The 21,750-nt window shown below is 53.0% G+C and carries 23 protein-coding genes; 10 read left to right on the plus strand and 13 right to left on the minus strand.

Going from position 1 to position 21,750, the window contains the following annotated elements:
- The first annotated feature begins 83 nt into the window (after nucleotides 1-83).
- The 4 genes from HY272_06110 to HY272_06125 are packed head-to-tail and all read left to right on the plus strand — an operon-like array spanning nucleotide 84 to nucleotide 2,587.
- Nucleotides 84-530: a YcgN family cysteine cluster protein gene (locus tag HY272_06110; protein ID MBI3772255.1), complete on the plus strand. Its 447-nt coding sequence runs from the start codon at nucleotides 84-86 to the stop codon at nucleotides 528-530.
- Between the two features lie 12 nt (nucleotides 531-542).
- Nucleotides 543-1,127 (plus strand): hypothetical protein, encoded by a 585-nt coding sequence (locus HY272_06115; GenBank protein ID MBI3772256.1) that lies wholly within the window; start codon nucleotides 543-545, stop codon nucleotides 1,125-1,127.
- A 14-nt stretch (nucleotides 1,128-1,141) separates the two neighbouring features.
- On the plus strand, nucleotides 1,142-1,960 hold the full coding sequence (locus HY272_06120) for an inositol monophosphatase (protein ID MBI3772257.1): 819 nt from the start codon (nucleotides 1,142-1,144) through the stop codon (nucleotides 1,958-1,960).
- A 33-nt stretch (nucleotides 1,961-1,993) separates the two neighbouring features.
- Nucleotides 1,994-2,587 (plus strand): hypothetical protein, encoded by a 594-nt coding sequence (locus HY272_06125; GenBank protein MBI3772258.1) that lies wholly within the window; start codon nucleotides 1,994-1,996, stop codon nucleotides 2,585-2,587.
- Between the two features lie 106 nt (nucleotides 2,588-2,693).
- Here the strand turns inward: HY272_06125 and HY272_06130 are convergent, their stop codons facing one another.
- The 4 genes from HY272_06130 to HY272_06145 all read right to left on the minus strand — a co-directional run bounded on the left by HY272_06130 (nucleotide 2,694) and on the right by HY272_06145 (nucleotide 6,613).
- Nucleotides 2,694-3,464: an alpha/beta fold hydrolase gene (locus HY272_06130; protein MBI3772259.1), complete on the minus strand. Its 771-nt coding sequence runs from the start codon at nucleotides 3,462-3,464 to the stop codon at nucleotides 2,694-2,696.
- A 224-nt stretch (nucleotides 3,465-3,688) separates the two neighbouring features.
- Nucleotides 3,689-5,614: a DUF4105 domain-containing protein gene (locus HY272_06135; GenBank protein ID MBI3772260.1), complete on the minus strand. Its 1,926-nt coding sequence runs from the start codon at nucleotides 5,612-5,614 to the stop codon at nucleotides 3,689-3,691.
- Nucleotides 5,615-5,763: 149 nt separating this feature from the next.
- A complete protein-coding gene (locus HY272_06140) occupies nucleotides 5,764-6,255 on the minus strand; it encodes a DUF3015 domain-containing protein (protein MBI3772261.1) in 492 nt (163 codons plus the stop codon).
- A gap of 106 nt (nucleotides 6,256-6,361) precedes the next feature.
- Nucleotides 6,362-6,613: a YcgL domain-containing protein gene (locus tag HY272_06145; GenBank protein MBI3772262.1), complete on the minus strand. Its 252-nt coding sequence runs from the start codon at nucleotides 6,611-6,613 to the stop codon at nucleotides 6,362-6,364.
- A 131-nt stretch (nucleotides 6,614-6,744) separates the two neighbouring features.
- On the opposite strand from HY272_06145, the gene HY272_06150 reads away from it, so the two are divergent.
- The 5 genes from HY272_06150 (at nucleotide 6,745) to HY272_06170 (ending at nucleotide 11,653) form a co-directional block, all read left to right on the plus strand.
- Complete coding sequence (locus tag HY272_06150) at nucleotides 6,745-7,902, plus strand: efflux RND transporter periplasmic adaptor subunit (GenBank protein MBI3772263.1); 1,158 nt, start codon at nucleotides 6,745-6,747, stop codon at nucleotides 7,900-7,902.
- Nucleotides 7,899-8,576, plus strand: coding sequence for an ABC transporter ATP-binding protein (locus tag HY272_06155; GenBank protein ID MBI3772264.1), 678 nt, complete (start codon nucleotides 7,899-7,901; stop codon nucleotides 8,574-8,576). Before HY272_06150 ends, HY272_06155 begins: the two co-directional genes overlap by 4 nt.
- The gene (locus HY272_06160) at nucleotides 8,576-9,781 is read left to right on the plus strand and encodes an ABC transporter permease (protein MBI3772265.1); all 1,206 of its coding nucleotides are present in this window, start codon (nucleotides 8,576-8,578) and stop codon (nucleotides 9,779-9,781) included. Before HY272_06155 ends, HY272_06160 begins: the two co-directional genes overlap by 1 nt.
- Before the next feature lie 4 nt (nucleotides 9,782-9,785).
- Nucleotides 9,786-10,985 (plus strand): ABC transporter permease, encoded by a 1,200-nt coding sequence (locus HY272_06165; protein ID MBI3772266.1) that lies wholly within the window; start codon nucleotides 9,786-9,788, stop codon nucleotides 10,983-10,985.
- Nucleotides 10,986-11,056: 71 nt separating this feature from the next.
- The gene (locus HY272_06170) at nucleotides 11,057-11,653 is read left to right on the plus strand and encodes a GAF domain-containing protein (protein MBI3772267.1); all 597 of its coding nucleotides are present in this window, start codon (nucleotides 11,057-11,059) and stop codon (nucleotides 11,651-11,653) included.
- 7 nt (nucleotides 11,654-11,660) lie between these two features.
- Here HY272_06170 and HY272_06175 read toward each other — a convergent pair whose 3' ends face one another.
- Nucleotides 11,661-13,376: a diguanylate cyclase gene (locus HY272_06175; GenBank protein ID MBI3772268.1), complete on the minus strand. Its 1,716-nt coding sequence runs from the start codon at nucleotides 13,374-13,376 to the stop codon at nucleotides 11,661-11,663.
- Nucleotides 13,377-13,490: 114 nt separating this feature from the next.
- A complete protein-coding gene (ampE, locus tag HY272_06180) occupies nucleotides 13,491-14,405 on the minus strand; it encodes a regulatory signaling modulator protein AmpE (GenBank protein MBI3772269.1) in 915 nt (304 codons plus the stop codon).
- An 84-nt stretch (nucleotides 14,406-14,489) separates the two neighbouring features.
- On the opposite strand from ampE, the gene HY272_06185 reads away from it, so the two are divergent.
- Nucleotides 14,490-15,980 (plus strand): cobyric acid synthase, encoded by a 1,491-nt coding sequence (locus HY272_06185; protein ID MBI3772270.1) that lies wholly within the window; start codon nucleotides 14,490-14,492, stop codon nucleotides 15,978-15,980.
- A 319-nt stretch (nucleotides 15,981-16,299) separates the two neighbouring features.
- On the opposite strand, the gene HY272_06190 is transcribed toward HY272_06185, so the two are convergent.
- The 7 genes from HY272_06190 to HY272_06220 form a co-directional block, all read right to left on the minus strand.
- Nucleotides 16,300-17,028: an adenosylcobinamide-GDP ribazoletransferase gene (locus tag HY272_06190; GenBank protein ID MBI3772271.1), complete on the minus strand. Its 729-nt coding sequence runs from the start codon at nucleotides 17,026-17,028 to the stop codon at nucleotides 16,300-16,302.
- Nucleotides 17,029-17,031: 3 nt separating this feature from the next.
- Nucleotides 17,032-17,640 carry an alpha-ribazole phosphatase family protein gene (locus HY272_06195; GenBank protein ID MBI3772272.1) on the minus strand — a complete coding sequence of 203 codons (609 nt, stop codon included), beginning with the start codon at nucleotides 17,638-17,640 and terminating at the stop codon, nucleotides 17,032-17,034.
- Nucleotides 17,641-17,844: 204 nt separating this feature from the next.
- Nucleotides 17,845-18,897, minus strand: coding sequence for a nicotinate-nucleotide--dimethylbenzimidazole phosphoribosyltransferase (gene cobT, locus HY272_06200; protein MBI3772273.1), 1,053 nt, complete (start codon nucleotides 18,895-18,897; stop codon nucleotides 17,845-17,847).
- A gap of 4 nt (nucleotides 18,898-18,901) precedes the next feature.
- Nucleotides 18,902-19,444, minus strand: coding sequence for a bifunctional adenosylcobinamide kinase/adenosylcobinamide-phosphate guanylyltransferase (gene cobU / locus HY272_06205; protein ID MBI3772274.1), 543 nt, complete (start codon nucleotides 19,442-19,444; stop codon nucleotides 18,902-18,904).
- The gene (locus HY272_06210; GenBank protein MBI3772275.1) at nucleotides 19,444-20,544 is read right to left on the minus strand and encodes a nucleotidyltransferase family protein; all 1,101 of its coding nucleotides are present in this window, start codon (nucleotides 20,542-20,544) and stop codon (nucleotides 19,444-19,446) included. Before HY272_06210 ends, cobU begins: the two co-directional genes overlap by 1 nt.
- Nucleotides 20,541-21,449 carry an HprK-related kinase A gene (locus HY272_06215; protein ID MBI3772276.1) on the minus strand — a complete coding sequence of 303 codons (909 nt, stop codon included), beginning with the start codon at nucleotides 21,447-21,449 and terminating at the stop codon, nucleotides 20,541-20,543. The genes HY272_06210 and HY272_06215 overlap by 4 nt, the downstream gene beginning before the upstream one ends.
- Nucleotides 21,446-21,733, minus strand: coding sequence for an HPr-rel-A system PqqD family peptide chaperone (locus tag HY272_06220; protein MBI3772277.1), 288 nt, complete (start codon nucleotides 21,731-21,733; stop codon nucleotides 21,446-21,448). Before HY272_06220 ends, HY272_06215 begins: the two co-directional genes overlap by 4 nt.
- Between the last annotated feature and the right edge of the window lie 17 nt (nucleotides 21,734-21,750).

The following is a 21,750-nucleotide window of genomic DNA, read 5'->3' on the forward strand; positions in this document are numbered from 1 at the left end:
ACCCCTAACAAAACATGCTATTTCAGGTAATATAGATGGCGTTGTTAATAAATCGGACGCTATGCAGAAATTATTGAGGGTCTATGCTTCGGCGCAAGAATAACTTTTGGGAAAGTGTTCCTTTATCCAAAATGACACTATCGCAATGGGAATCGCTGTGCGATGGTTGTGGCCGTTGCTGCCTTAACAAGCTCGAAGACGAAAATGGTGAAATATTTTTTACAAACATTGCCTGCCGGTTTCTCGATAACGCCAGCTGTCGTTGCCAGCGTTATGAGCAACGCACGAAAGTGGTTCCTGATTGCTTGGCGCTGAGTCTGGATAATCCGCATGATTTTCGACTGCTTCCCGAAACATGCGCTTATCGTCGTCTCAGCGAAGGGAAATCGTTACCTTCCTGGCATCCTTTGATCACCGGAGACCCAGATTCAATCCATCATGCTGGAATATCCGTGCAAGACAAATGCATCTCTGAAGAAAAAGTGTTACGCCGCCACTGGGATTCACATATCATCAAACTATCCACTTGAAGAAATTTATTCATGAATATCAAATTGATTATTAAAATACTGTGCGGCGCATCGCTGGTCGCGACATCGACACTCGGCCACACAGACACGGCGGGGCTCAATTTCAATGAAGATGGGGTAGAAGCCCACTATCAGAAACAATTGATCGAATACAAAGAATATCGCATCCTGCCAAGCTATAGTTTTCTCTACTCTCAAGAAACCTGGCCTCATAATTTCCTGCTGCGGGCGGATGGCGAGATCATCAGTTATACCCAGACCTTTGGCGATGGTTATACCGCCGCTCCCAAAGTTGTTGCCTTGATTGCTCAATATCAAAACAATGACATAATCGCCCCGGCCATCGGCGGTGCCGCACACTTCCCCAAAGGTGGAAAAATTCCTTTCGACATTGATGCCGATGCCTTTTGGGCGCCACCGCCGTTCGCATTGATTGATGGCCAATTTATGTGGGGAATGTCGATCCAAGGACATTATCCGTTACCGCAGGACAATGAATTGCGATTTGGTTATCGTAAAATCAATGCCAGCGCTGATCAGGGACCACACGGATCGCTTGATCAAGGTATCTTTGTTGGTTTTGCGTCATTTTTTTAAATGCACCTCATGCCATGATCACAACATCACCCGGCTTAGACGAATTGCGTTCGATTATCAGAACTGCCGCGCGTGAGGAATTATTGCCGCGCTTACATTGCGTCGAGCGCAGTTTCAAGGCTGACCAAAGCATCGTCACCGATGCCGACCTAGCTACTCAGCAACGCATACAATGCGACCTGGAAGCACGCTGGCCACAGTATCAATTCTTGGGCGAGGAAATGTCGGCGGAGGAACAGGAACACCTGTTCGCTCAATCGAGCACCGGTCTCTGGTGTCTTGATCCGCTGGATGGCACCAGTAACTTCGCCGCCGGCATACCCTATTTTGGTGTCTCACTCTCTTTACTGATCAACAACGACATCATGCTCGGACTGGTCTACGATCCGGTACGTGACGAATGTTTTTACGCCCAACGCAATGGGGGAGCCTTTCTCAACGGCGAACGATTGGGCGCGCACCGTCCCGAACCCCCGCTGGCCCAGGGGATAGGCCTGGTCGATCTGAAACGCCTGCCCCAGCCACTGGCGCAACGTCTGGCAGCGACACCACCTTATGCCTCACAACGCAGCTTCGGTTCGGTCGCCCTCGATTGGTGCTGGCTGGCCGCTGGCCGCTGCCACGTCTACCTCCACGGCCGCCAAAACTTGTGGGACTATGGCGCCGGACTCCTGATCTTCAGCGAGACGGGCGGCCACGCCTGCACCTTGGATGGGGAACCGGTATTTCAGGCCAGCCTCAAGCCTCGTTCAGCCGTCGCCGCCCTGGAATCTTCTTTATTTCATGAATGGACGAGCTGGCTCGGCTTGCCTGGCGACGCCGATCTGCGATAATTGCGCCCCATATTCGCGGTAAAGATAACCCTCATGTCAAACAAACCTGTTTCCCGGCGTAACCTGCGCAAGGCCATCCTTAAGCGCTTTGAACAATCATTTGACCTGTCACGGCTCGATTATGTGCGCCGCACCAAGGCAGGACAAGATAGAGCGAAGCTGATCGGTGTATTCGCCGCCATGCTGGTCTATTTCTCGTTGTTCGGACTGGTGTTTTACAGCTGGAACCAGCACTGGATCGACGATAGCGCCATGAACAAGATGGGCTGGATACTGATGGTGCCCGCCTCTGTTGTCGGCGCAGTCGCCTGGCTGATTGCCGCCAATCGCTTTGAATTTCCCGTGCGTCAGGATATCCGCTATCACATCGATGATTTTGAAACTGCACAGGGTATGTTATGGCGCTATCAACCCTTGCTCGAAAAATTGACCCTCAAAAAAATTAACATCACTGAATTGATTGAAGCGTCACGTAATGATCGTCTGGTGATGATGGCGCCGGAAGATGTCTGTGCCACAATCCGCGCTCTGCATGGCTTGTTAACTCAAGGCGGCCCGGCGCTATTTACCCCGGAGGATATCGCAGCAGTCGCCGCCAATTTCGCGGATCTGGAGGACGAAGCATAATCCACTTAAAAACCCATCAACGCAAAGATGCAAAAAAAAATCAACAAATCCGCGTCAACACCCGCCTTATCCTACAAAAACCTCTGCGCCTCCGCGTTGGGTTTTATTACGGCATTTTTCTTTGCAAATAATCCAGCCAACGCTGACGCACTTCTGGATCTCTAAAGCTTTCGATATGACGCTTTCCCGGCAACAACCATAACTCTTTGGGTTCATGCGCTGCCGCAAACAAGACCTCGGCATGATGCGGCGGCACGATCTGATCCTGATCGCCATGCATAATCAAGACCGGCATTGACGGCAGGTTGGCAATCGCGGTCACAGGATCATAATCACGACTGATCGTTAGCGTCGGTAACCATTGCAACGGCCAGGTCAGCCAGAGGCTATCCATTTTTTCCTGGACAATCGCCCGATAACTGCTAAAGGTACTATCGATCGTCAATGCCCTGATTTTATCGCGCTGCTGACCATGGGCAGCAAAATAAGTCGCCAAGGCACCGCCCAGGCTTTGCCCCAGAATCACTACACGTTCCGGACCAACATCCGCCCGCTTCAGCACATAGGCAAACGCCTGATCAAGATCGCTTAACATGTGATCAAGCGATGCCTGCCCTTGAGAACGGCCATAACCACGATAATCGAGCAGAAAGACGTTGTATCCCGCTGCGGGCAGCCAATAGACACTGCCGATGTGAGTGCTGATGTTTTCAGCATTACCGTGGAGGAAAAAAACTGTGCCTTTGGCCGTGGATACGGCAGGCAGAAACCAGGCATGCAAGGTGATATCGGTATCAACCTTGATGTAAACATCTTCGTACTGCAAACCAAGCCGTTCTGGCGAAATGATTTGCTGTCGATGTGGCTGAAAGAACATGCTCGCACAACCTGTCAGACCGAAGAGCAGCCCGATCAGCAGTAGCGTTCTAACAAGTTGTTGAAAAACTCCCCTCCTTGGACAAGGAGGGGGGGACGCGAAGCGGACGGGGTGGTTGAAAACGGTGACAGAATACATACAGTTCTTTCTCGCCGTAACTTGTGTAGATACCTATGCCCTCAGGGAGAGGGAACTAAACACACTTTTCAACAGCCCGCTAAACGCTAGAAATAATGCTGCCAGGCGATTTCGGCCGTTGACCATACCCGTTCATATTCCTGTTGTTGCGACAAATTAACCCGTATCGCACTGTCATTGGTAATCACAACGTTTTGTTCCAGGCGCAACTGATGACGCGTCTGGTGCTCACCTACCCCATAACGCAAAACCTTGGCCCCAGCCTCTAGCCGCCAAAGCGGATTCACCTGCCATAACATCCCCACACTCGGCCCCAAGCCCAATGATACATGCTTATCCAGACGATCATGCGCAGCTAATCCACCCTCAATCATGGCATAGATTCTTTGCGCCACATTACGCTGCTGTGTCAACCCTGCTCCACCCTCAACGGTAAATAACAAAGGCTCGCTGCCATCATGCAACCGCTTACGCTCAAATGCCGTGCGTATTTTCCAGGAAACCGGTTTGATAAAACGATTGCGTGGCACCAAAGAAACGATGGATACCGGCACCCATGACTCTAATCGTGTGGGTCCGCTATTCCAATGGCGAAAACTAAAATCCAGGAAATCAATCTGCGCACCCTCTTCGTATCCCGCCTGTGGATCAAGCAGATCATGATAGGCGGGCCGCACTCTCAGCTGCTGATACCACTGATCCTGATAACCTAAGCCCAAGGCCAGCCGCGCCGTGGCATGTCCCTGTTCCGGCCGTACCGCAGGCGTGGGTACCGGCGAAAATGCTGGCCCGGTATCCACCTTGCTACGCGCCGCATACAATTCGAAGAGCAATGGACCCGCCTCGGTATCGGTGCGATGCCCCTTGGCAATATCGTAATTGAGATAGGCGTGCGTAAACTCAAGTGTTTTTGCCTGCTCAGCGACTGTTAGCCCCTTGAACTCCTGACTATTCACATCAAGGGCGCGATTAGCCAGCGCTTGCGTCATGCGCTGCCTATCGTCATCAACAAACTGCAATTGATGCTTTAACTCCGTAATACCCGCTGGGCGATAAACCGCGTCGCCCACCAAATCCTTTTGCTCGACCACGCTACGAATGGTATCCGCGGGGATAGCCCACCAGCGAAACTCACGCGTTAACTCCAGCTCTGGACGCGCCACCTCAAACAATGACAACAGATGATAGGAACAATTTTCATCGAAGAAATAATAGTCAAAACGAATTCCGCGCAACTCCCAGAGATGCCTTAACATTTGCTCAATTTCTGGCTCGGTAAAATTGAGTCGATATTCCCAGATATCGCGATTCTCCATCTCGCTGTATTCACGTACCTTGAGATAATAGGGCATGACCGAGAACATACCAGCGTAACCACCAATCAGGCCGTTGACTGCAAATGTGACGCCATTGTCTTTTTCATCTACGACTGCTGCATAATTCACTGCGTAGGCTAGCAATCGCGTCTTTTCGGTCTGATCCTTGGCGTCGACACGTAACAAGGTGTGACCAAACATCGAGGCCGGATTATTGAGATAAGCTGCGGGAAAAATTAAAGTTACACCTGCCGGATTCAGACTTGCAAACCACTGTTCGAATCGCGCACAAGACTGTGGAATTAATTGAGTATCGTCAAAATTCAATTGCTGTCGCAGCCAATGATAACGGGCGATAAATGTGCATTGGGCATGCTGTGATTCGGGGTTCTCCAGCGGATTTACTGGCGGCTCAAAGAAACGGCGCAAGGTCGCATCCAATTCGGCTTCAGGATTGGTTTTGCCATCGGGTGCATTAAGAAAGGCAGGGTCATCGGCCAGGCTATGCACACCCGGCAATACGAGATTGGGATAATAATGCAACAAGGCGTGCCATTCAGGGGCAGCAGAGAGCTGTTTGCTATGAGCCGCTGCAATTAATTCATCGACATAGGCTGCGCTGGCGCTTAATGGTAACAATACCAGCAGCATTATCGAGCGTAGCAATTTTTGAATTAAGGATGAGCGGTATTTCATCAAGCGCGAACCATTTTTCAATCTTATCGCTAAAACAGAAACGCCCGCTAGCCGTCATGGCTAGTGGGCATCCAAACTCAATAAAATGGTAATTAAAACGATCCGATTTAGTTCCTTCCCCCTAGAAGGGGGAAGGAGTCGTACTATATTTAGACTTTGGTTGCATAACTTGCAAAAGCTTCGTCAGCGGCCAACACATCTTTCAAACCAAGACGCACTTGCTCAGCCGTGACCGCATCGGAACTGAAGATGTGCGAGAAGTTGGCCTTGGTCAATTGGTAAAACGCCGCCTTTTGCGATTCTTCAACCCCGATCAGCGCGGCCAGCGACTCCAGTGCCTCACCTTGACCGACGGACATGTCGCGGGCCAACTTGTTCATGTTACCGTCCAGAAACATGGCCATCTTCCAGCTGGAAGAGACTGTGCCGTCCTGAGTACAACCGGAAGTACCCGAGGTAACACCGAAGGTTTGATTACCGAATGTGCCATTGGTGGTAGCCGCCAATACTTGCGGTGCAATACCCGACTGTCCCTCAAACACCTTGGAACCCCAGCCGCAGGTACCGACGTTGTTCTGGCCGGCGAAGGCTACCGATGAAAGAGAAGCCGCCAGTACTGTAAACATCAATTTCCGTTTCATGTTTCCCCCTTGCTGTTGGATGAATAGTAACGTGACTGCAATTAACCCACTACACCCTCACTATACGCCACACCTGATCAGCGTCAAGCGCCTCAAAAACACCCGATCAGGAATGCAAATCCGGTCTATCTTCACGCGGCATTTGCAGAAACCAGCCCTGTTCAGCAAGTTGCTTCATAACCGCAGCGGTATTTTCCTGGGCAAGCTTGCGTTCTGGTGTCAGTTCAAACTCCAGCACCCGCTCCAACGGCTCAATCAGTTTGCGCAAGCCCTCGGGCACACTGGAAACATCGGCGGCAACAGGCAAATAAAGGTAGGTAAATTCCTTGCGCTTGCTACGATATACGGCGCATTTCATGATTAGGTACCCCTGAGTTATTATTGTCTCATTATAGCACGCGCCCAAAATCCAACCCGCGCTACAGACTTGACGCTATTTGCTTCATAATGGCTTTATAGTCCACCCCAACCGCGAGGCATGTCTTCGGGATGACCACTAAACGCATACGGCTGCTCGTAATTTTTATCGCCATTCTGATATTACTGATTGGTGCCGGTTGGTATTGGTCTCGCCCGAAGCCGATCCCGGTCACGGTGGCACAGGTTTCGCGTGGCGAAGTTGAAGCAACGGTCTCTAACACGCGAGCGGGTACCATCAAGGCCTGCCGTCGCGCCGGACTCTCTCCCGCCGTCGGCGGTCAAATCGCCAAATTACCAGTCAAGGAAGGCCATCAGGTACGCGCTGGTGAATTGCTGCTTGAACTTTGGAATGATGATTTACAGGCGCAGTTACGGCTTGCGGAACAGGAACATCAAAGCGCACGTGCACGGGCTGAGTCGGCATGTTTGCAATCTGATGTCGCGGATCGTGATGCCAATCGTTTATTGAAACTGCAAAAATCCGGCGCCGTCAGCGAAGAACAGATCGATCAGGCCGTCACCAAGGCCAAGGCCAGCCAGGCCGAGTGCCATGCCGCCAAGACACAAACCGGTGTCAGCAGCGCCAGGATGGATGTGATCGCCGCCAATCTGGCACGCACACTTTTGATCGCGCCCTTCGATGGCGTGGTCGCCAAAATCAACGGCGAGTTGAATGAATATGTTACTCCTTCACCGCCAGGCATTGCCACCTTGCCGGTGGTTGATCTGGTAGATACACACTGCTTCTATGTTGTCGCGCCGATTGATGAAGTGGATGCACCCAACATTACCGCCGGCATGCCCGCACGCATCACACTCGATGCCTTTGCCAACCAGCGCTTTGTTGGGAAAGTACGGCGAATTGCCGATTATGTGCTTGACCGGGAAAAACAGGCGCGCACGATCGATATTGAGGTAGAGTTCACACTGGATAAATCGACACCCACACTATTGGCTGGTTATAGCGCCGATGCCGAGATTATTCTCTCAACGCATAAGAATGTATTACGCATCCCGACGCTCGCGGTGATGGAAGGGCCTCGTGTGCTTGTATTTAATCCAGACACCGAAAAACTCAGTCTGCGTCAAATTAAAACTGCGATCTCCAATTGGGACTTTACCGAGGTCAGCGAGGGATTGCAGGAGGGCGAACACGTTGTCACCTCACTGGATCGTCCCGGTGTTGAAGATGGCGCCCATGCCATTGCTGACACAAGCGCCAAATGATCATCCTGGAGGGCATTGTTCGCGATTTCAGCGTTGGCGACTCAGTGGTTCATGCCCTGCGTGATATCAATCTCACGATCACACCCGGTGATTATATTTCACTGATGGGGCCATCGGGCTCTGGAAAATCGACCTTACTCCATATTCTCGGCTTACTCGACCGCCCCAGCCAAGGCAGTTACCATTTAAATGGTACTCTGGTGAGTGAGCTTGATGAAAATACGCTGGCTAAAACACGGCGTGAACGCATTGGCTTCGTATTTCAATTTTTTCATTTGATCCCGCGCTTAACCGCCGCCGATAACGTTGCGCTGCCACTGACCTTGGCCGGAATTGAACCCGATGTGCGCAAAGAAAAAGTAACACGCGCATTGCAGCAGCTTGGACTCAGCGACCGCGCCGACCATCGACCGGATCAACTTTCCGGCGGGCAACGGCAACGGGTCGCCATTGCCCGGGCGATGATTACCGAGCCGGAAATGATCCTGGCCGATGAACCCACCGGCAATCTTGATCGTGCCTCTGGCCACGAAGTGATTGAAACCCTGGAATTGCTGAATCGCGAAAAGGGAATCACGTTGATCGTTGTCACCCATGACCCTGAAATCGGGAAACGGGCTCGACGTCAGATTCATATGATCGATGGCCGCATCGAAGAGGACGTGCAGAAATGATGCGGCCGGAAGATGTCCTGCATTACACCGCGCAGGCGCTTACCGGAAATCGCCGCCGCAGTCTGCTGATGTTACTTGCGATGGCGATTGGCGTCGGTGCCGTGGTGATGTTAACCGCGCTCGGCGAAGGTGCACGCCGTTATGTCACCAATCAATTCTCTGATCTAGGCACCAATCTCGTCATTGTGTTTCCCGGTCGCTCCGAAACAGTCGGCGGCCCGCCACCGATGCTGGGCGAAACACCGCGCGACCTGACGCTTGCCGACGCGCTGTCACTTTATCGCAGCCTGGCGGTACAACACGTCGCACCACTCGTCATCGGCGCTGCGCCTGTCTCCTGGAAACAACGCGAACGTGAAGTCATGATTCTCGGCTCGACTTCTGCACTGGAACAGATCCGGCATCTGGAACTGGCGCAAGGACGCTTCCTCCCCAAAACTGATCCCGAACGTGGTGCGCCGTTTTGCGTCATCGGCCCGACGGTAAAACAGGAACTGTTCGGCAATACTCCAGCGCTTGGTCAATGGTTGCGCATCGGCGATTATCGTTTTCGTGTCATCGGCGTACTTTCCGCCAAGGGACAATCATTGGGGACTGATTTGAACGATATGGTGGTCATTCCTGTCGCCTCGGCGCAAACCTTATTCAACACCGAATCCCTGTTCCGGATTTTAGTTCAGGCCAAAGGCCGCGACTCACTCGATGAAGCGCAATCGGCCATCAAATCCATCATGCGCGATCGTCACGATGGCGAGGAGGATGTGACCGTGATTACTCAGGACGCGGTACTGGCCACGTTTGATCGCATTTTTACTGCCCTGACGTTTACGGTCGGTGGCATTGCCGCCGTGAGTTTGGCGGTCGCTGGCATTTTGATCATGAATATCATGCTGGTGGCGATTTCACAACGCACCGCCGAAATTGGACTGCTCAAAGCCTTGGGCGCACCTGCCAGCGAAATTCTTACCTTATTTTTGAGCGAGGCCGGACTGCTCTCCTTGCTCGGCGGATTGATTGGATTAGCAGTTGGCTTGCTGGGCACAGCCCTGCTCGGCCACATTTTTCCAACCTTCCCAATTTCGGCTCCCAACTGGGCCATCATCGGCGCGCTGAGCGTGGCCTTGATCACGGGCCTTGTCTTTGGCTGGCTGCCCGCACGCCGTGCCGCACAGCTCGACCCGGTACAAGCGCTGACACGCAGATAATAATATGCGCACTCAAGACAGCATCTTTCTTGCCCTGAGCGCGGTTCGCAGTCAACGCTTGCGCAGCTTTCTGACCACTCTCGGCATTGCTGTGGGTATTGCGGCCGTAGTGTTGTTGACTGCCATCGGCGAAGGCATACACCGTTTCGTACTAGAGGAATTTACGCAATTCGGCACACATTTGTTGAGCGTCAGCCCAGGGCGCACCACGACCCATGGCATTCCGGGCGCCGTAATCAGCAACGTGCGTCCGTTGAGCTTGAGCGACTCCGAAGCGCTGCGTCATATTCCCCAGGTACTCGGTGTGGTGCCGGTCGTACAAGGCAATGCTGCCGTCGAGATTGGCAACCGTAGCCGTCGCGCGACGCTCTTCGGCGTAGGCCCGCAAGCACCAGACGTATGGCAGTTTAAAGTGGCGCTCGGGCAATTTTTGCCTGCCGATGATCCCATCAACCCGCGCGCATTTGTTGTGCTTGGCAGTAAAGTCCGCACTGAACTCTTTGGTCACGCCAGCCCACTGGGAGGGATTGTGCGCATTGGCGGCTTTCGTTATCGCGTCATTGGCGTCATGGAATCCAAGGGCCAATTACTCGGCTTTGATCTCGATGATGCCATTTATCTCCATACCGCGCGCGCGATGGAAGTGTTCAATCGCGAAAGCCTGATGGAAATTGATGTGCTTTATGCCACAGACGCCAATCCAGACACAATTTCTAATCGCATTAAACAAGTCATCAAGGCCCGCCATGGTGAAGATGACATTACCATCGTTACCCAGGAAGAAATGCTCAAGACACTTAACACTATACTCAACGCACTAACACTCGCTGTCGGCGCGATTGGCAGCATTTCGTTGCTGGTCGGTGGCATTGGTATTCTCACCATCATGACCATCGCTGTCACTGAACGCACCAACGAAATCGGTTTACTGCGCGCACTGGGCGCGGAACGCCGCCAGATTCAATGGCTATTTCTCAGCGAAGCTGTGACCTTGGGAATGATCGGCGGCCTGGCCGGCATGCTTATCGGTGTTGGCGGCAGCTTGTTATTGCACTGGCTGATTCCCGCTTTGCCGACGCATATTTCCACGTTTTACTTGATTTTGGCGGAATTGGTCGCCATCAGTATCGGTTTGCTTGCCGGCCTGCTACCCGCCCGCCGCGCCGCCAGACTCGACCCGATTGAGGCACTACGAGCTGAATAACATCCTGGTTGACAGACACTTGCCAAGCGTAGACGATATCAATATCACCCTCGAAAAATGGTTAAGTCGTTATGGAAAAATCTGCACTGATACAAAAACTCACAGAACTCAAAACCAAACAGGCTGCTATCGACAATGCCTGGAAAAAGGCTGGCAACCGGGAACTCCTACAGTTTTTTGTTGAAATCATGCCCAAGGTGGTAAAAGCCGAGCGGTGCAGCATTTTTATTCACGATCCGGTCGATGCCAATATCTGGGTCCAATGCGGCACAGGCGTCCAGGAACGCCAGATCAATGTCCCGGAATCAAACTCTATTGTTGGCCGCGTGATCAAAGAAGGCAAACCCGTTTTCGAGAGCGGCATGGAACAGCAGATGGGCGCACACGATGCCGTTGCACTCAAGACCGGTTACGTCACCTATAACACGCTTTGCGTCCCTGTGAATGGCGTCACTACCAAAACAGTCAATGGTGCCATCCAGGTCATCAATAAAATCGGCGCCACTGAATTCAACAAAGACGACTTGGCCGTGCTCGAGAAACTTGGCTTTCACATTCAGATGCACATCGAGAATATTTTTCTGCGCCAGGAAATGGCCAAGATCTCGACACAAATGAGCGAACAGATTGCAGTGATGGAGAAGAAGCTAAAAGAAATGGGCGGTTAACCGCCAGTTACTTCTGGCTTTGGAACTGATTACGACCCTGCTTCTTGGCCCGATACAATGCCTCGTCTGCCCGCTGGTAGACCTTCTCCGCATCATCTCCCTCTTTAAACTGCGCCACTCCACCCGAGACAGTAATCGGCACCGGGGTTCCGTTATAAGCAAACTCCAACGCCTGCACATTGGCACGGAGTTTTTCCGCCACCGTCATCGCATCGCCCAAGGGAGTTTCAGGAAGGATGATGGCGAATTCCTCGCCCCCCACCCTCGCCAGAAAATCCGCATCGCGAACGCTCTTCTTCAGGATCTTGGCAATCACCTTCAGGGCACGATCACCGGCCTTATGGCCATAGGTATCATTGATATTTTTAAAATGATCAACGTCACACAAGATCAGGCTCAATGGATGTTTGTAGCGTTGCCAACGCGCATATTCCAGCACTGCACGCTGCTCATACGCCAATCGATTGGGAATTTCCGTGAGCGTATCGGTCAAGGCCTGGGCACGCTCTTCTTCCAGACGCAGATGCAAGCTGCGACTTTCGTTTTCCATGATGTTAACATGCTGCGCCATCGCCATTAACTGCATTTCCAACGCTTTCTGACGCTGATCCTCATGCTGGCGCTGCTCGGCGAGCCGCTGCTTGATATTTTCCAGGCTCCCCTGAATCGATGTCTTTAACTGGTTAATATCGGTTGCCGAATTAACAGCATCCTGAATCTCATCAACACCCGCTTTCATCATGGCATCGAGATGCTTCCCACCTTCAAATGAAGCCTTGCGATGCCCTTCCACACCTTCGACGACATTATCCAGCTCACGCAAACGTTGAGTCATTTGCTGGAGAAACGCCTCAAGCTCTGCCTTCTCCTGCTCCAGGGCATTGCGCATATCGACCACCAGCATAATGACGGCTTCGGTGGTTGCACGCACCTCCTCCGCCTCTATGCCTTCGAGTAAAGTTTGCTTGAGTTCCTGCACTCGATCGAAAAACGGTGGTGGAAATGCCAAACATTCCAGAAATTCCAGAAACAGATCTTCAATACGAAATGCATGCGGCGTGTAATTTTCTTTTGGTCCTTCTTTATAAGGGATATAACTTGAGCGGGGTGTAGGCGCCACTGAACTATCATCCGCTACACCGACACTTGCCTTCTCAGTAGATGGCTTGGGCGTAATTACAGCCGCCCCCTCCTTGCGGCCAAACAAGCGGCCAAAGAATCCAGTCTCATCTGCTTGTCCGCCAATTTCTACCGCCTCCTGGAGGCAGTCTTTCAGCAAGGCGGCGACTTCTGTCACCCACTCTTCGAGCTTGACACCCTCAGCAGACGAGCGCAGTTTTTGTTGCAACTTTTCGGAACGGCGACGGTATCGTTTAGGAACGGAAAATCTTTCCAATAACAAGGCCAGCGCTTCGGCAGGATCAGGGACATGCTTCTTTTCACGTGTTTTCCGTTCATCCAGCGCTTTTACATGCTCGGCCAACCTAGCCACCAAGCGGTCGATTTCCTGGGCGTTATCGCGATCCTGCAAAGCTCGGCGCAAGGCACTGATCTGTTTATCGAGCTCGGTATCAACACCCGTGGAAATCAGTGCCAGGCGCCCCAAACCACGGCGCAGCACTTCATCAGAGAAGCTCCAGACCTTCTCCTTGATCTCCAGTTGTTCCAGCGATTCCAAGTACTTGTTTCGCCAGTTTTCTGTAGGTGAGCCTTCGTCTACCATGAAGTTTCCTTAAAATTCTTTGGGCGAGCTGCAAAATCAGCTGCACCCTATCCATCCAATACTATCGACCAGACCAGGGCCAGGGCCAGGTAAAGAACCCGGACCGCCTCACGCTCAGATCAACTCCACCACAAAAATTACTGCCAACCACCACCACACGCCACGGCTGATCATCCGCATGGCACGTTCCACATCATTGATCTTGGGCGCCGGGCCATCCCCCAATAATGGACGATAACGGGTTGTTTCATCATTGGGAACAGTCCCGCCCACGCTCACTCCCATCGCACCGCTGCCGGTGGTAATCAAAACACCATTATTGGTATCGCGCCACACCAGGGCATATTCGCGCCAACACCCCAATGCCCTCGACCGGTCACCCAATAAGGCATAAGTCAGCGCCAGGCATCGCGCCGGCAACCATTCCAATAGCCGACGAACTTTAGTCGCCGCCCAGGCCAGTTCGCGATCATGCTCTGAATTTTCATTCCAGATGCCGCTCAATAACTCCACCAGGCGATACAACACCACTGCTGGCGCACCCGCAATCACAAACCAGAACAGAGGTGCAAACCACCCCGAATTGGCGCGGCTAAACATCCACTCCAGCAAGCCACGCAAAATACCGGGCTCTTCCACTCCTGAGACCTGAAAATCCACTAACGGTGCCAACGATTGCCGCGCTTCATTGATTTCAAACCGCCGTAAACGATCGAGCACTGTTTCAACTTGCGACTCAATATCAGCGCTGCTCAGGGCAAGATATAACACCAGCACGTCAAACATCAGCCCAAATGGCCCAAGTGCCGACAGGATTGCCGCCAGCAGCACAAACGGCAGCACACATAAGGCCACAGCCACCAATGCCCGGCGTCGGCGCTGGCGGGTGGAGGATTCTCCGGTGGTATAAATCAGTTCATCGACCCCATAGACCCAGGGGCCAAATGCCTCGGCGGGCCGCCAGCGCTTGGGTTCCCCCAGCCAGCGAGCCAGAATGACACCCAGCAAACACATCAGGAAAACGGTCATAATTCCCCCAGAATCAAGCTAGTGTACCCGAGGTCGTGCTAAATGGCGCCGAACATGGCCACTTGTCGGCTATAATTTCCCGCCATGACTGCACAGGTTCTCATGATCCAGGGCTGCACCTCCGACGCCGGCAAAAGCGCGCTAGTGACGGGATTATGCCGTGTTTTGCAACGGCGCGGCATTCGCGTTGCGCCGTTCAAGCCACAAAATATGGCGCTTAACAGCGCAGTGACGGTGGATGGCGGCGAGATTGGCCGCGCCCAGGCGCTTCAGGCCCAGGCTTGCGGCTTGGAGCCGCATACTGACATGAACCCGGTGCTGCTTAAGCCCAACACCGATACCGGTGCCCAGGTCATCATCCATGGCCGTGCCCGCCAAACGATGAATGCCCGCGATTATCACGCTTACAAACCGGTGGCGATGCAGGCGGTGTTGGAATCCTTCCAGCGACTGCAATCCCGGTATGAAGTCATTATCGTCGAAGGCGCGGGCAGCCCCGCTGAAATCAATCTCCGCGACTGTGACATCGCCAACATGGGTTTTGCCGAGGCGGTCGATTGCCCGGTGCTGCTGATCGCCGACATTGATCGCGGCGGCGTATTTGCCCATTTGCATGGGACGCTGGCCCTGCTGTCAGCGACAGAACAGGTGCGAGTGCAGGGTTTTGTGATCAATCGCTTTCGTGGCGATGTGAGTTTGCTGCAACCGGGTCTGGATTGGCTGCAAAACGCGACGGACAAACCGGTGCTCGGTGTACTGCCGTATCTACAAGGTTTGCATCTGGAGGCAGAAGATAGCGTTCAGTCACAGCAAACCACTCACGCGGGGCATCGTCTCAAAATCATCGCCCCCCGATTACCACGCATCAGCAATCACACAGACTTCGATGCACTGCGCCTGCATCCGCAAGTAGATTTGCAATTTATCGGCCCGCAACAAGCCATTCCTACCGCCGATATTATTATTCTACCCGGCAGCAAAAGTGTGCGTAGCGATCTCGCCTGGTTACGGCAGCACGGCTGGGAAAAGGCCATCAACCGCCATCTGCGTTATGGCGGCAAGCTGTTAGGTATTTGTGGTGGCCTGCAAATGCTGGGGCGAGAAATTCATGACCCGTTGGGACTGGAAGGCAATGCCGGCAGCAGCTCAGGACTGAACTTACTTGAATTCAACACAGTTCTCGAAGCTGAAAAACAACTGCGGCGCGTTAATGGTCGCTTGGCATTTGCCGACGCCGCCATAGAAGGTTATGAAATTCATTGCGGCGTCAGCTACGGGCCTGCCTTGGAACAGCCCGCAGTAATTTTTGCCGATCGCAATGATGGCGTACGCTCAGATGACAATCAAATTCTCGGCACCTACGTGCATGGACTGTTCGATCATCCCCAAACCTGTGCGGCATTACTGGATTGGGCGGGATTGAATCAAATTATTCATTTTGATTATCGCACTCTGCGCGAAGCGGGCATCGAACGTATGGCCGATGCTGTCGAAACGCATCTTGATCTTGAATGCATTGGTCGCTTGCTGAACCGAAAACTGGAAACCGCAACTAAACTCACCGCAGCCTTATAAATGTAGGGTGGGTTAGCATTTTTTGCGTAACCCACCAAGCGTGCCCAAAGCGCTTCGCGGGGCAGGCTCTTGCGCAGCAACACACAACTCTTTATCCCCTCCTCATGATCATGAGGGGGGGTGCCCCGCAGGGCGGGGTGGTGTGCGTGACGAACCACACACCAGTGAACCTTTCACCAACCACCACCCCGTCGCTACGCGCCACCCCTCCTCCTTTTTAGGAGGAGGGGATAAAAACCAATGCATCGACCGCCGCACCGGTCAAACCTTTATGAGCCCTCCGGCAAAGCCGGAGGTTTACCTTTGTTAATTAAACGGCCTACAGCGCCAAAACCAATAGCGCCACCGTCTCCGTGATTTCAATACTGGCACCCGCAGTATCGCCCGTGGTTCCGCCCAAACGTTGCAACATCATCCAGCGCAGCCAATACAATACAGCAGCCACAGCGATCAGCATTTCAAGCCCTGCCCAACCTGTTGCCAGGATTGCTAAAATAGCAACCACGGCCAGAACAATATAGGCAGGTACACGCGGCATATTCTGTGCGGGCACAGCGCCTATACCATCGGGCCGTGCATAAGGCGTCCACAACAATAATGCCAGCGCCGACGCCCGCCCCACTATCGGCACCCACAACAGACTGATCCAGTCTTCGCCGTCCAACAAATTCTGCAGGGCCACAAACTTCAGTAACAGCATCAACACCACTGCCGTCACTGCCATCGGGCCGCAATACGGATCTTTCATGATCGCCAGGGTTCGATCACGATTGCCATGACCGCCAATCCAGGCATCGACGCTATCGGCCAAACCATCAATATGCAAGGCACCCGTGATCATCACCCAAGCGGCGAGAATCACTGCCGCCCCGATCATGGTCGAAGTAGTCCACAGCAATCCTGCCAGACACAGTAACAATACACCGATGCCCCCCCCCACCAACGGGTACAACAGCATCGAACGACCAAGATCTGTGGGAGATAAATCACCTAAGCGCGGAGTGGGAACCCGCGTCAGAAATTGCAGCGCAATCCAGAATGGGCGCAACATTTACAAACGCCCCGCGTGGAACATCAAACTGGCAAGCGCATGCTGCCCAACACCATCGATTCGAATCCGGCTGATCGCCGCATTCGGCACATCGATACGAAAAATCCGTTCCAACGGTACATCCAATACCTGACGTACCACCATCCGTATCACACCCGCATGCCCGACCAGCAGCACATGCTGCCCAGCATGTTGCTCAAGCAATGACTGCCAAGCGGTGCCAATTCGTTCCCTGAATTGCAGCAATGACTCGGCACCAGGCGGTGTATTGGCAACCGGGTCACTGTAAAACCGAAATAGCGCTTGTGGATCAGTGGCCGTAATTTGTTCCTTGGTACGACCTTCCCAGGCACCAAAACCAATTTCCTTAAAGCGATCGTCAAAACTCAATGGCAATGCGTGCCGCTGCGCCAGTTCGCGCGCAAATTCAGCGCAACGTGACAACGGGGAACTGACAATGGCTTGCCACGGGTTATGATCTCCGACCGCTTCGCGCATCTGACGCCAACCTTTTTCACTCAGCGGATCATCGACTTGGCCACGGTATTTGCTGCCACCGACTGGCTCACCGTGACGAATCAAATCGATAATGGTTGTCTGATCGTCCATTTTATAATTAATCAACACAGAGACACGGAGAACACAAAGGTATTGGATAATAGTGAACTGAATGATCATTATCTCCATTGAGATAACTAACGTTTCGCCCCGCAAATATTTGATTCATGCGATTACGATAGAGCGAAACATTCATCGGCCCATCAGTGGCGAAAAACTCTATGCTCTCCGTGCCTCTGTGGTAAATACTCATGATCATGACTTTTCCGAAACACCCGCCTGCGCAAACGTCGCCATTTCGTTGTGCAGTGCACAAGCCAAACGCAACAATGGCACAGCGGTTGCCGCACCACTGCCTTCACCCAGGCGCATGCCAAGGTCCAACAATGGCTGTGACGCCAGAGCGTCCACTATATGGCGATGCCCTGGCTCGGCCGAGGCGTGTGCCACAAACCACCACGCACCCGCTTCACGCTGCATACGTTGCGCCACCAGCGCCGCGCTGCTGGCGATGAAACCATCAACAATCACCGGCAAGCCTTCCTGTGCCGCCGCCAGATACGCTCCCGCCATTGCTGCTATCTCAAACCCGCCCAGGCATCGTAACACATCGAGCGGCCCGTTCACCGCCGGCGCATGCACATCAATCGCCTTCTGAATCACTGCCGTCTTGTGTTCAACACCCACCTGATTCAACCCTGTACCAGGCCCCACTAACTGCCGCACAGGTTTTCCTAACAACACCGCCGCAATCGCTGTCGCTGCCGTAGTATTGGCAATCCCCATATCACCTGCGATAAAGAGTTCTGCACCGCGCGCCAGCGCGCGTTGCACTGCTGCGCGCCCTACTGCCAATGCCTGCGCCATTTGTGCTTCAGTCATCGCCGGCATCTTGGCAAAATTCGCGGTTCCATCCGCCACCCGCTGATCAATTACGCCAGCCATGGCGCCCAGTTCATATTTAACACCAACGTCCACCACTTCCAGGTCAGCGCTCAACTGTCGTGCCAATACATTAATCGCGGCACCGCCGCTGGCGAAGTTGCGCACCATTTCCCGCGTTACGACTTGTGGAAACGCCGACACACCTTCATCGGCTACACCATGATCCCCGGCAAACACAGTAATACTTACTTTATCCGCCCGCGGCCGATCCGTGTTCTGCATCGCGCACAACTGCACGGCCAATTCTTCGAGCCGCCCCAATGAGCCCGGCGGTTTGGTCAGCTGTAACTGATAAGCCAGCGCATGTTGCTGTGCCGCACTGGCAATAGATTTCACCGGATTTTGCAACCACTCAAGACTCACGACTTTATCCTTTCATCTGCAACGGCAGCCCTGCCACCATCAACACCACTTGTTCGCATTGCGTCGCTAGCGCCTGATGCAACACACCTGCTTCATCACAAAATCGCCGACTGAGCTGTCCCATCGGCACCACACCCATATTCACTTCATTACTGACAAAAATGATGCGCCCCGGCAAACTTCCCGCAATCTTCAGCAACTCCTCTCGCTGCCGTTCCAATTCGGCATCATCTTCCAGCAGCAACAAATTCGTCAACCACAAGGTCAAACAATCAACAATCAGACAACGATCCTGCGCCGCGTGCTGCTGCAAAGCCATCGCCAAGGCAATGGACTCTTCAATCAATACCCAGTCAGCAGGCCGCTCGGCACGATGTTTCTCGATACGCGCCTGCATCTCCACATCCCTTGTTGTGGCAGTAGCAATATACACCACCGGCAAACCGCTCACCGCAGCCAACGACTGGGCATACCTGCTTTTCCCGGAGCGTACCCCGCCCAGAATCAGGCTATGAAATTGTGGGTTCTTGTAAACTGCATTCACCATCAATTATCCCCGCCCAGCGGCGCCGAAGTCGTATGACGCTTGAACGCCTTACGCACCAAGTGCGGGATCAATAAATGAGGCGGCATCCGCAGGTGGTGTGACCGCACATATAACAACCAGCGAGCCGTCGGCGTAAACCAGTCTTCGCAACTTTCATGCGTCGGCGCCAGCGCCCTGGTAAACAGACTATCCATCCAGCGACTCATGGCCTGACCACCCCCCATGCTTGCGATGCGGGATAATACACTCTCCGGAATCGGGGTCGCCAACATTCGTTGCGTGTACCGTAAGGCATAAAACAAGGGGCGCCCCAAACCCAACTCTCCCGCACGTGCACACAGCTGATCCCAGAAACCTTCATCTGCCGAAAAATGCCGCAACAACAAATCAAGATCGCTCAAATCCCGCAGCCCATGCTCCAACTCACCATCACTGAATAAATGGGCCGCACTATGCAAAACCAGGTCGCAATCACTCAGCACCAAAACACCTGCCATATCGTCGACAGGTTGCGCCGAGGCAAACAGCTTTGCAGGGTCGAGCGGCAAATGTCCTGTTGGCGGCAGAATCGTGTGATGCACATCCAACACCGTCTGGCGTTGCATATGTTGCAATGGTGGTATCTCATGCATCCAGATTCGATAATACCGCTGATCGTAAGCGTCATGATGCGTGGTCATCCAGCCATGCAACATCAAGCCATTCTCAACGGCTGCCAGCCTTTCTTTTGGCACCAGGATGTCGATATCGGAAAATAACCGTCCCACCGCGGGTGGCAAATCTGCCATGAGATAGGCAGCGCCTTTGAGCAACACGATTGGCACGTTTAATGTCGCCACTGCCTGTGCTATTTTCGCCACTTCAAAACGCACGACTTGCGCATGTTTTTCGACAACGCATATCGCAGATTCAAGATGGACGCGGGGTTGTGCTGGCACAGTTTCCAGCAAGCCACCACGTTGCAGAATCACCGCGATTCTGCCTAGCAACTCGGCGAAACGTGCCTGTCTGATTAGCAAATCCCATTCGGCGAGTGAATACTGACGACTCTGCTCCGGCGAGCGAATTATTTCTGTGACCAAATTGCGCCGGATATTCATTGTGCTGGCTCCAACGCATTGAATATTTGTAGCGCATCATCCAGCTGGCTATATTTGAAACTGTAGCACTGGCATTGATCCAGCATTGAGGTCAACGCTTTAAAAGCGCTGCCTGACAGAATATTATAATTAAAACTATTTTCTGCCAGCCGCATGCAGATCCGGCCTTTGGAAAGCGGGGATAACACTGCCTCCGCACCTGCCTCGTAACGAGGCAGAATCACCCATGCCGCTCTTGCAGGAATATTTGCCCGCTGAACGCTAGCCAGTGACGGTTTCATATGCGCCACCACGCCTTTATGGGTGTCGACGGCCAGCCGCCCGAGCACTGCCTCGGGCGCATAATTCCGAATAATATCGATCGATTGATTTTTAAGACTGACCGGCCTGGGGATAGGGATCACCAGATTCTGTTCAAGACTTAGCAATGCCATTTCATCTGATAGCAATCGCCAGCCACGATTAATCAAGGCAGCACACAGCGTACTTTTTCCCGACCCCGGCGGTCCCGGCAAAATTACGGCATAACCATTTTTTTCAATGACCGCTGCATGAATATTCAAATAACGATGAATATGATTGGCAACACACCAGTTGAGCGCCCACTCAAACATCGGGAAGGCCTGACTCAGCGGCAACGGCTTGAAGGGATGATAACCGTCGAATGAAAATTCGACTTGTGGTTTTAACCAATGGCGCCAATTGCGCGGACGCGCCAGCTTGACGTGAAAATCCGCAAACTCTGATTCGAGCAAAGGATAATCACCATAAAGCAAATGAATGCCTTCGGCGACTGTTGGTAAGGACGATCGCAGGTGAACAACCAATGGCCCAGTGCGAAGATAGACCCCCGGATCCGCCAACCGTTGCCGCAACTCTGCCGCAGAAAGCGAGGACAGGGTCAATCCGGCAGGCACTCGATCACACCCAACTGCGCCAGCCCCTGCAATCTGGCTTGAATCAATTCCACGAACTCCGCATCGGCCTCACAGGCGTGAGATATAGCCATTTGTTCAATCAATACCTGTTGCTCAAATGGTAATCTAGTCAGAGAACGGATCAATACCGCACTGAGTGTATCAAAGAGATGGGTATCACCGGAGAAGCGGTCAAACACGACTACCTCGTCTTCCCAGGTATGCCAGAGAGGGTTAAACCCCGGCATCAATTGCCAGCGCTGCGATTTCATGCCAGCAATGATAATGC

Source organism: Gammaproteobacteria bacterium (assembly GCA_016200485.1).
GTDB lineage: Bacteria > Pseudomonadota > Gammaproteobacteria > Tenderiales > Tenderiaceae > JACQEP01.

What these genes read in the sequence shown, in the direction of transcription:
- HY272_06110 (MBI3772255.1), top strand. Translation starts at nt 84, where the DNA reads ATGCTTCGGCGCAAGAATAACTTTTGGGAAAGTGTTCCTTTATCCAAA.
- HY272_06115 (MBI3772256.1), top strand. Translation starts at nt 543, where the DNA reads ATGAATATCAAATTGATTATTAAAATACTGTGCGGCGCATCGCTGGTC.
- HY272_06120 (MBI3772257.1), top strand. Translation starts at nt 1,142, where the DNA reads ATGATCACAACATCACCCGGCTTAGACGAATTGCGTTCGATTATCAGA.
- HY272_06125 (MBI3772258.1), top strand. Translation starts at nt 1,994, where the DNA reads ATGTCAAACAAACCTGTTTCCCGGCGTAACCTGCGCAAGGCCATCCTT.
- HY272_06130 (MBI3772259.1), bottom strand. Translation starts at nt 3,464, where the DNA reads ATGTTCTTTCAGCCACATCGACAGCAAATCATTTCGCCAGAACGGCTT.
- HY272_06135 (MBI3772260.1), bottom strand. Translation starts at nt 5,614, where the DNA reads ATGAAATACCGCTCATCCTTAATTCAAAAATTGCTACGCTCGATAATG.
- HY272_06140 (MBI3772261.1), bottom strand. Translation starts at nt 6,255, where the DNA reads ATGAAACGGAAATTGATGTTTACAGTACTGGCGGCTTCTCTTTCATCG.
- HY272_06145 (MBI3772262.1), bottom strand. Translation starts at nt 6,613, where the DNA reads ATGAAATGCGCCGTATATCGTAGCAAGCGCAAGGAATTTACCTACCTT.
- HY272_06150 (MBI3772263.1), top strand. Translation starts at nt 6,745, where the DNA reads ATGACCACTAAACGCATACGGCTGCTCGTAATTTTTATCGCCATTCTG.
- HY272_06155 (MBI3772264.1), top strand. Translation starts at nt 7,899, where the DNA reads ATGATCATCCTGGAGGGCATTGTTCGCGATTTCAGCGTTGGCGACTCA.
- HY272_06160 (MBI3772265.1), top strand. Translation starts at nt 8,576, where the DNA reads ATGCGGCCGGAAGATGTCCTGCATTACACCGCGCAGGCGCTTACCGGA.
- HY272_06165 (MBI3772266.1), top strand. Translation starts at nt 9,786, where the DNA reads ATGCGCACTCAAGACAGCATCTTTCTTGCCCTGAGCGCGGTTCGCAGT.
- HY272_06170 (MBI3772267.1), top strand. Translation starts at nt 11,057, where the DNA reads ATGGAAAAATCTGCACTGATACAAAAACTCACAGAACTCAAAACCAAA.
- HY272_06175 (MBI3772268.1), bottom strand. Translation starts at nt 13,376, where the DNA reads ATGGTAGACGAAGGCTCACCTACAGAAAACTGGCGAAACAAGTACTTG.
- ampE (MBI3772269.1), bottom strand. Translation starts at nt 14,405, where the DNA reads ATGACCGTTTTCCTGATGTGTTTGCTGGGTGTCATTCTGGCTCGCTGG.
- HY272_06185 (MBI3772270.1), top strand. Translation starts at nt 14,490, where the DNA reads ATGACTGCACAGGTTCTCATGATCCAGGGCTGCACCTCCGACGCCGGC.
- HY272_06195 (MBI3772272.1), bottom strand. Translation starts at nt 17,640, where the DNA reads ATGGACGATCAGACAACCATTATCGATTTGATTCGTCACGGTGAGCCA.
- cobU (MBI3772274.1), bottom strand. Translation starts at nt 19,444, where the DNA reads ATGGTGAATGCAGTTTACAAGAACCCACAATTTCATAGCCTGATTCTG.
- HY272_06210 (MBI3772275.1), bottom strand. Translation starts at nt 20,544, where the DNA reads ATGAATATCCGGCGCAATTTGGTCACAGAAATAATTCGCTCGCCGGAG.
- HY272_06220 (MBI3772277.1), bottom strand. Translation starts at nt 21,733, where the DNA reads ATGAAATCGCAGCGCTGGCAATTGATGCCGGGGTTTAACCCTCTCTGG.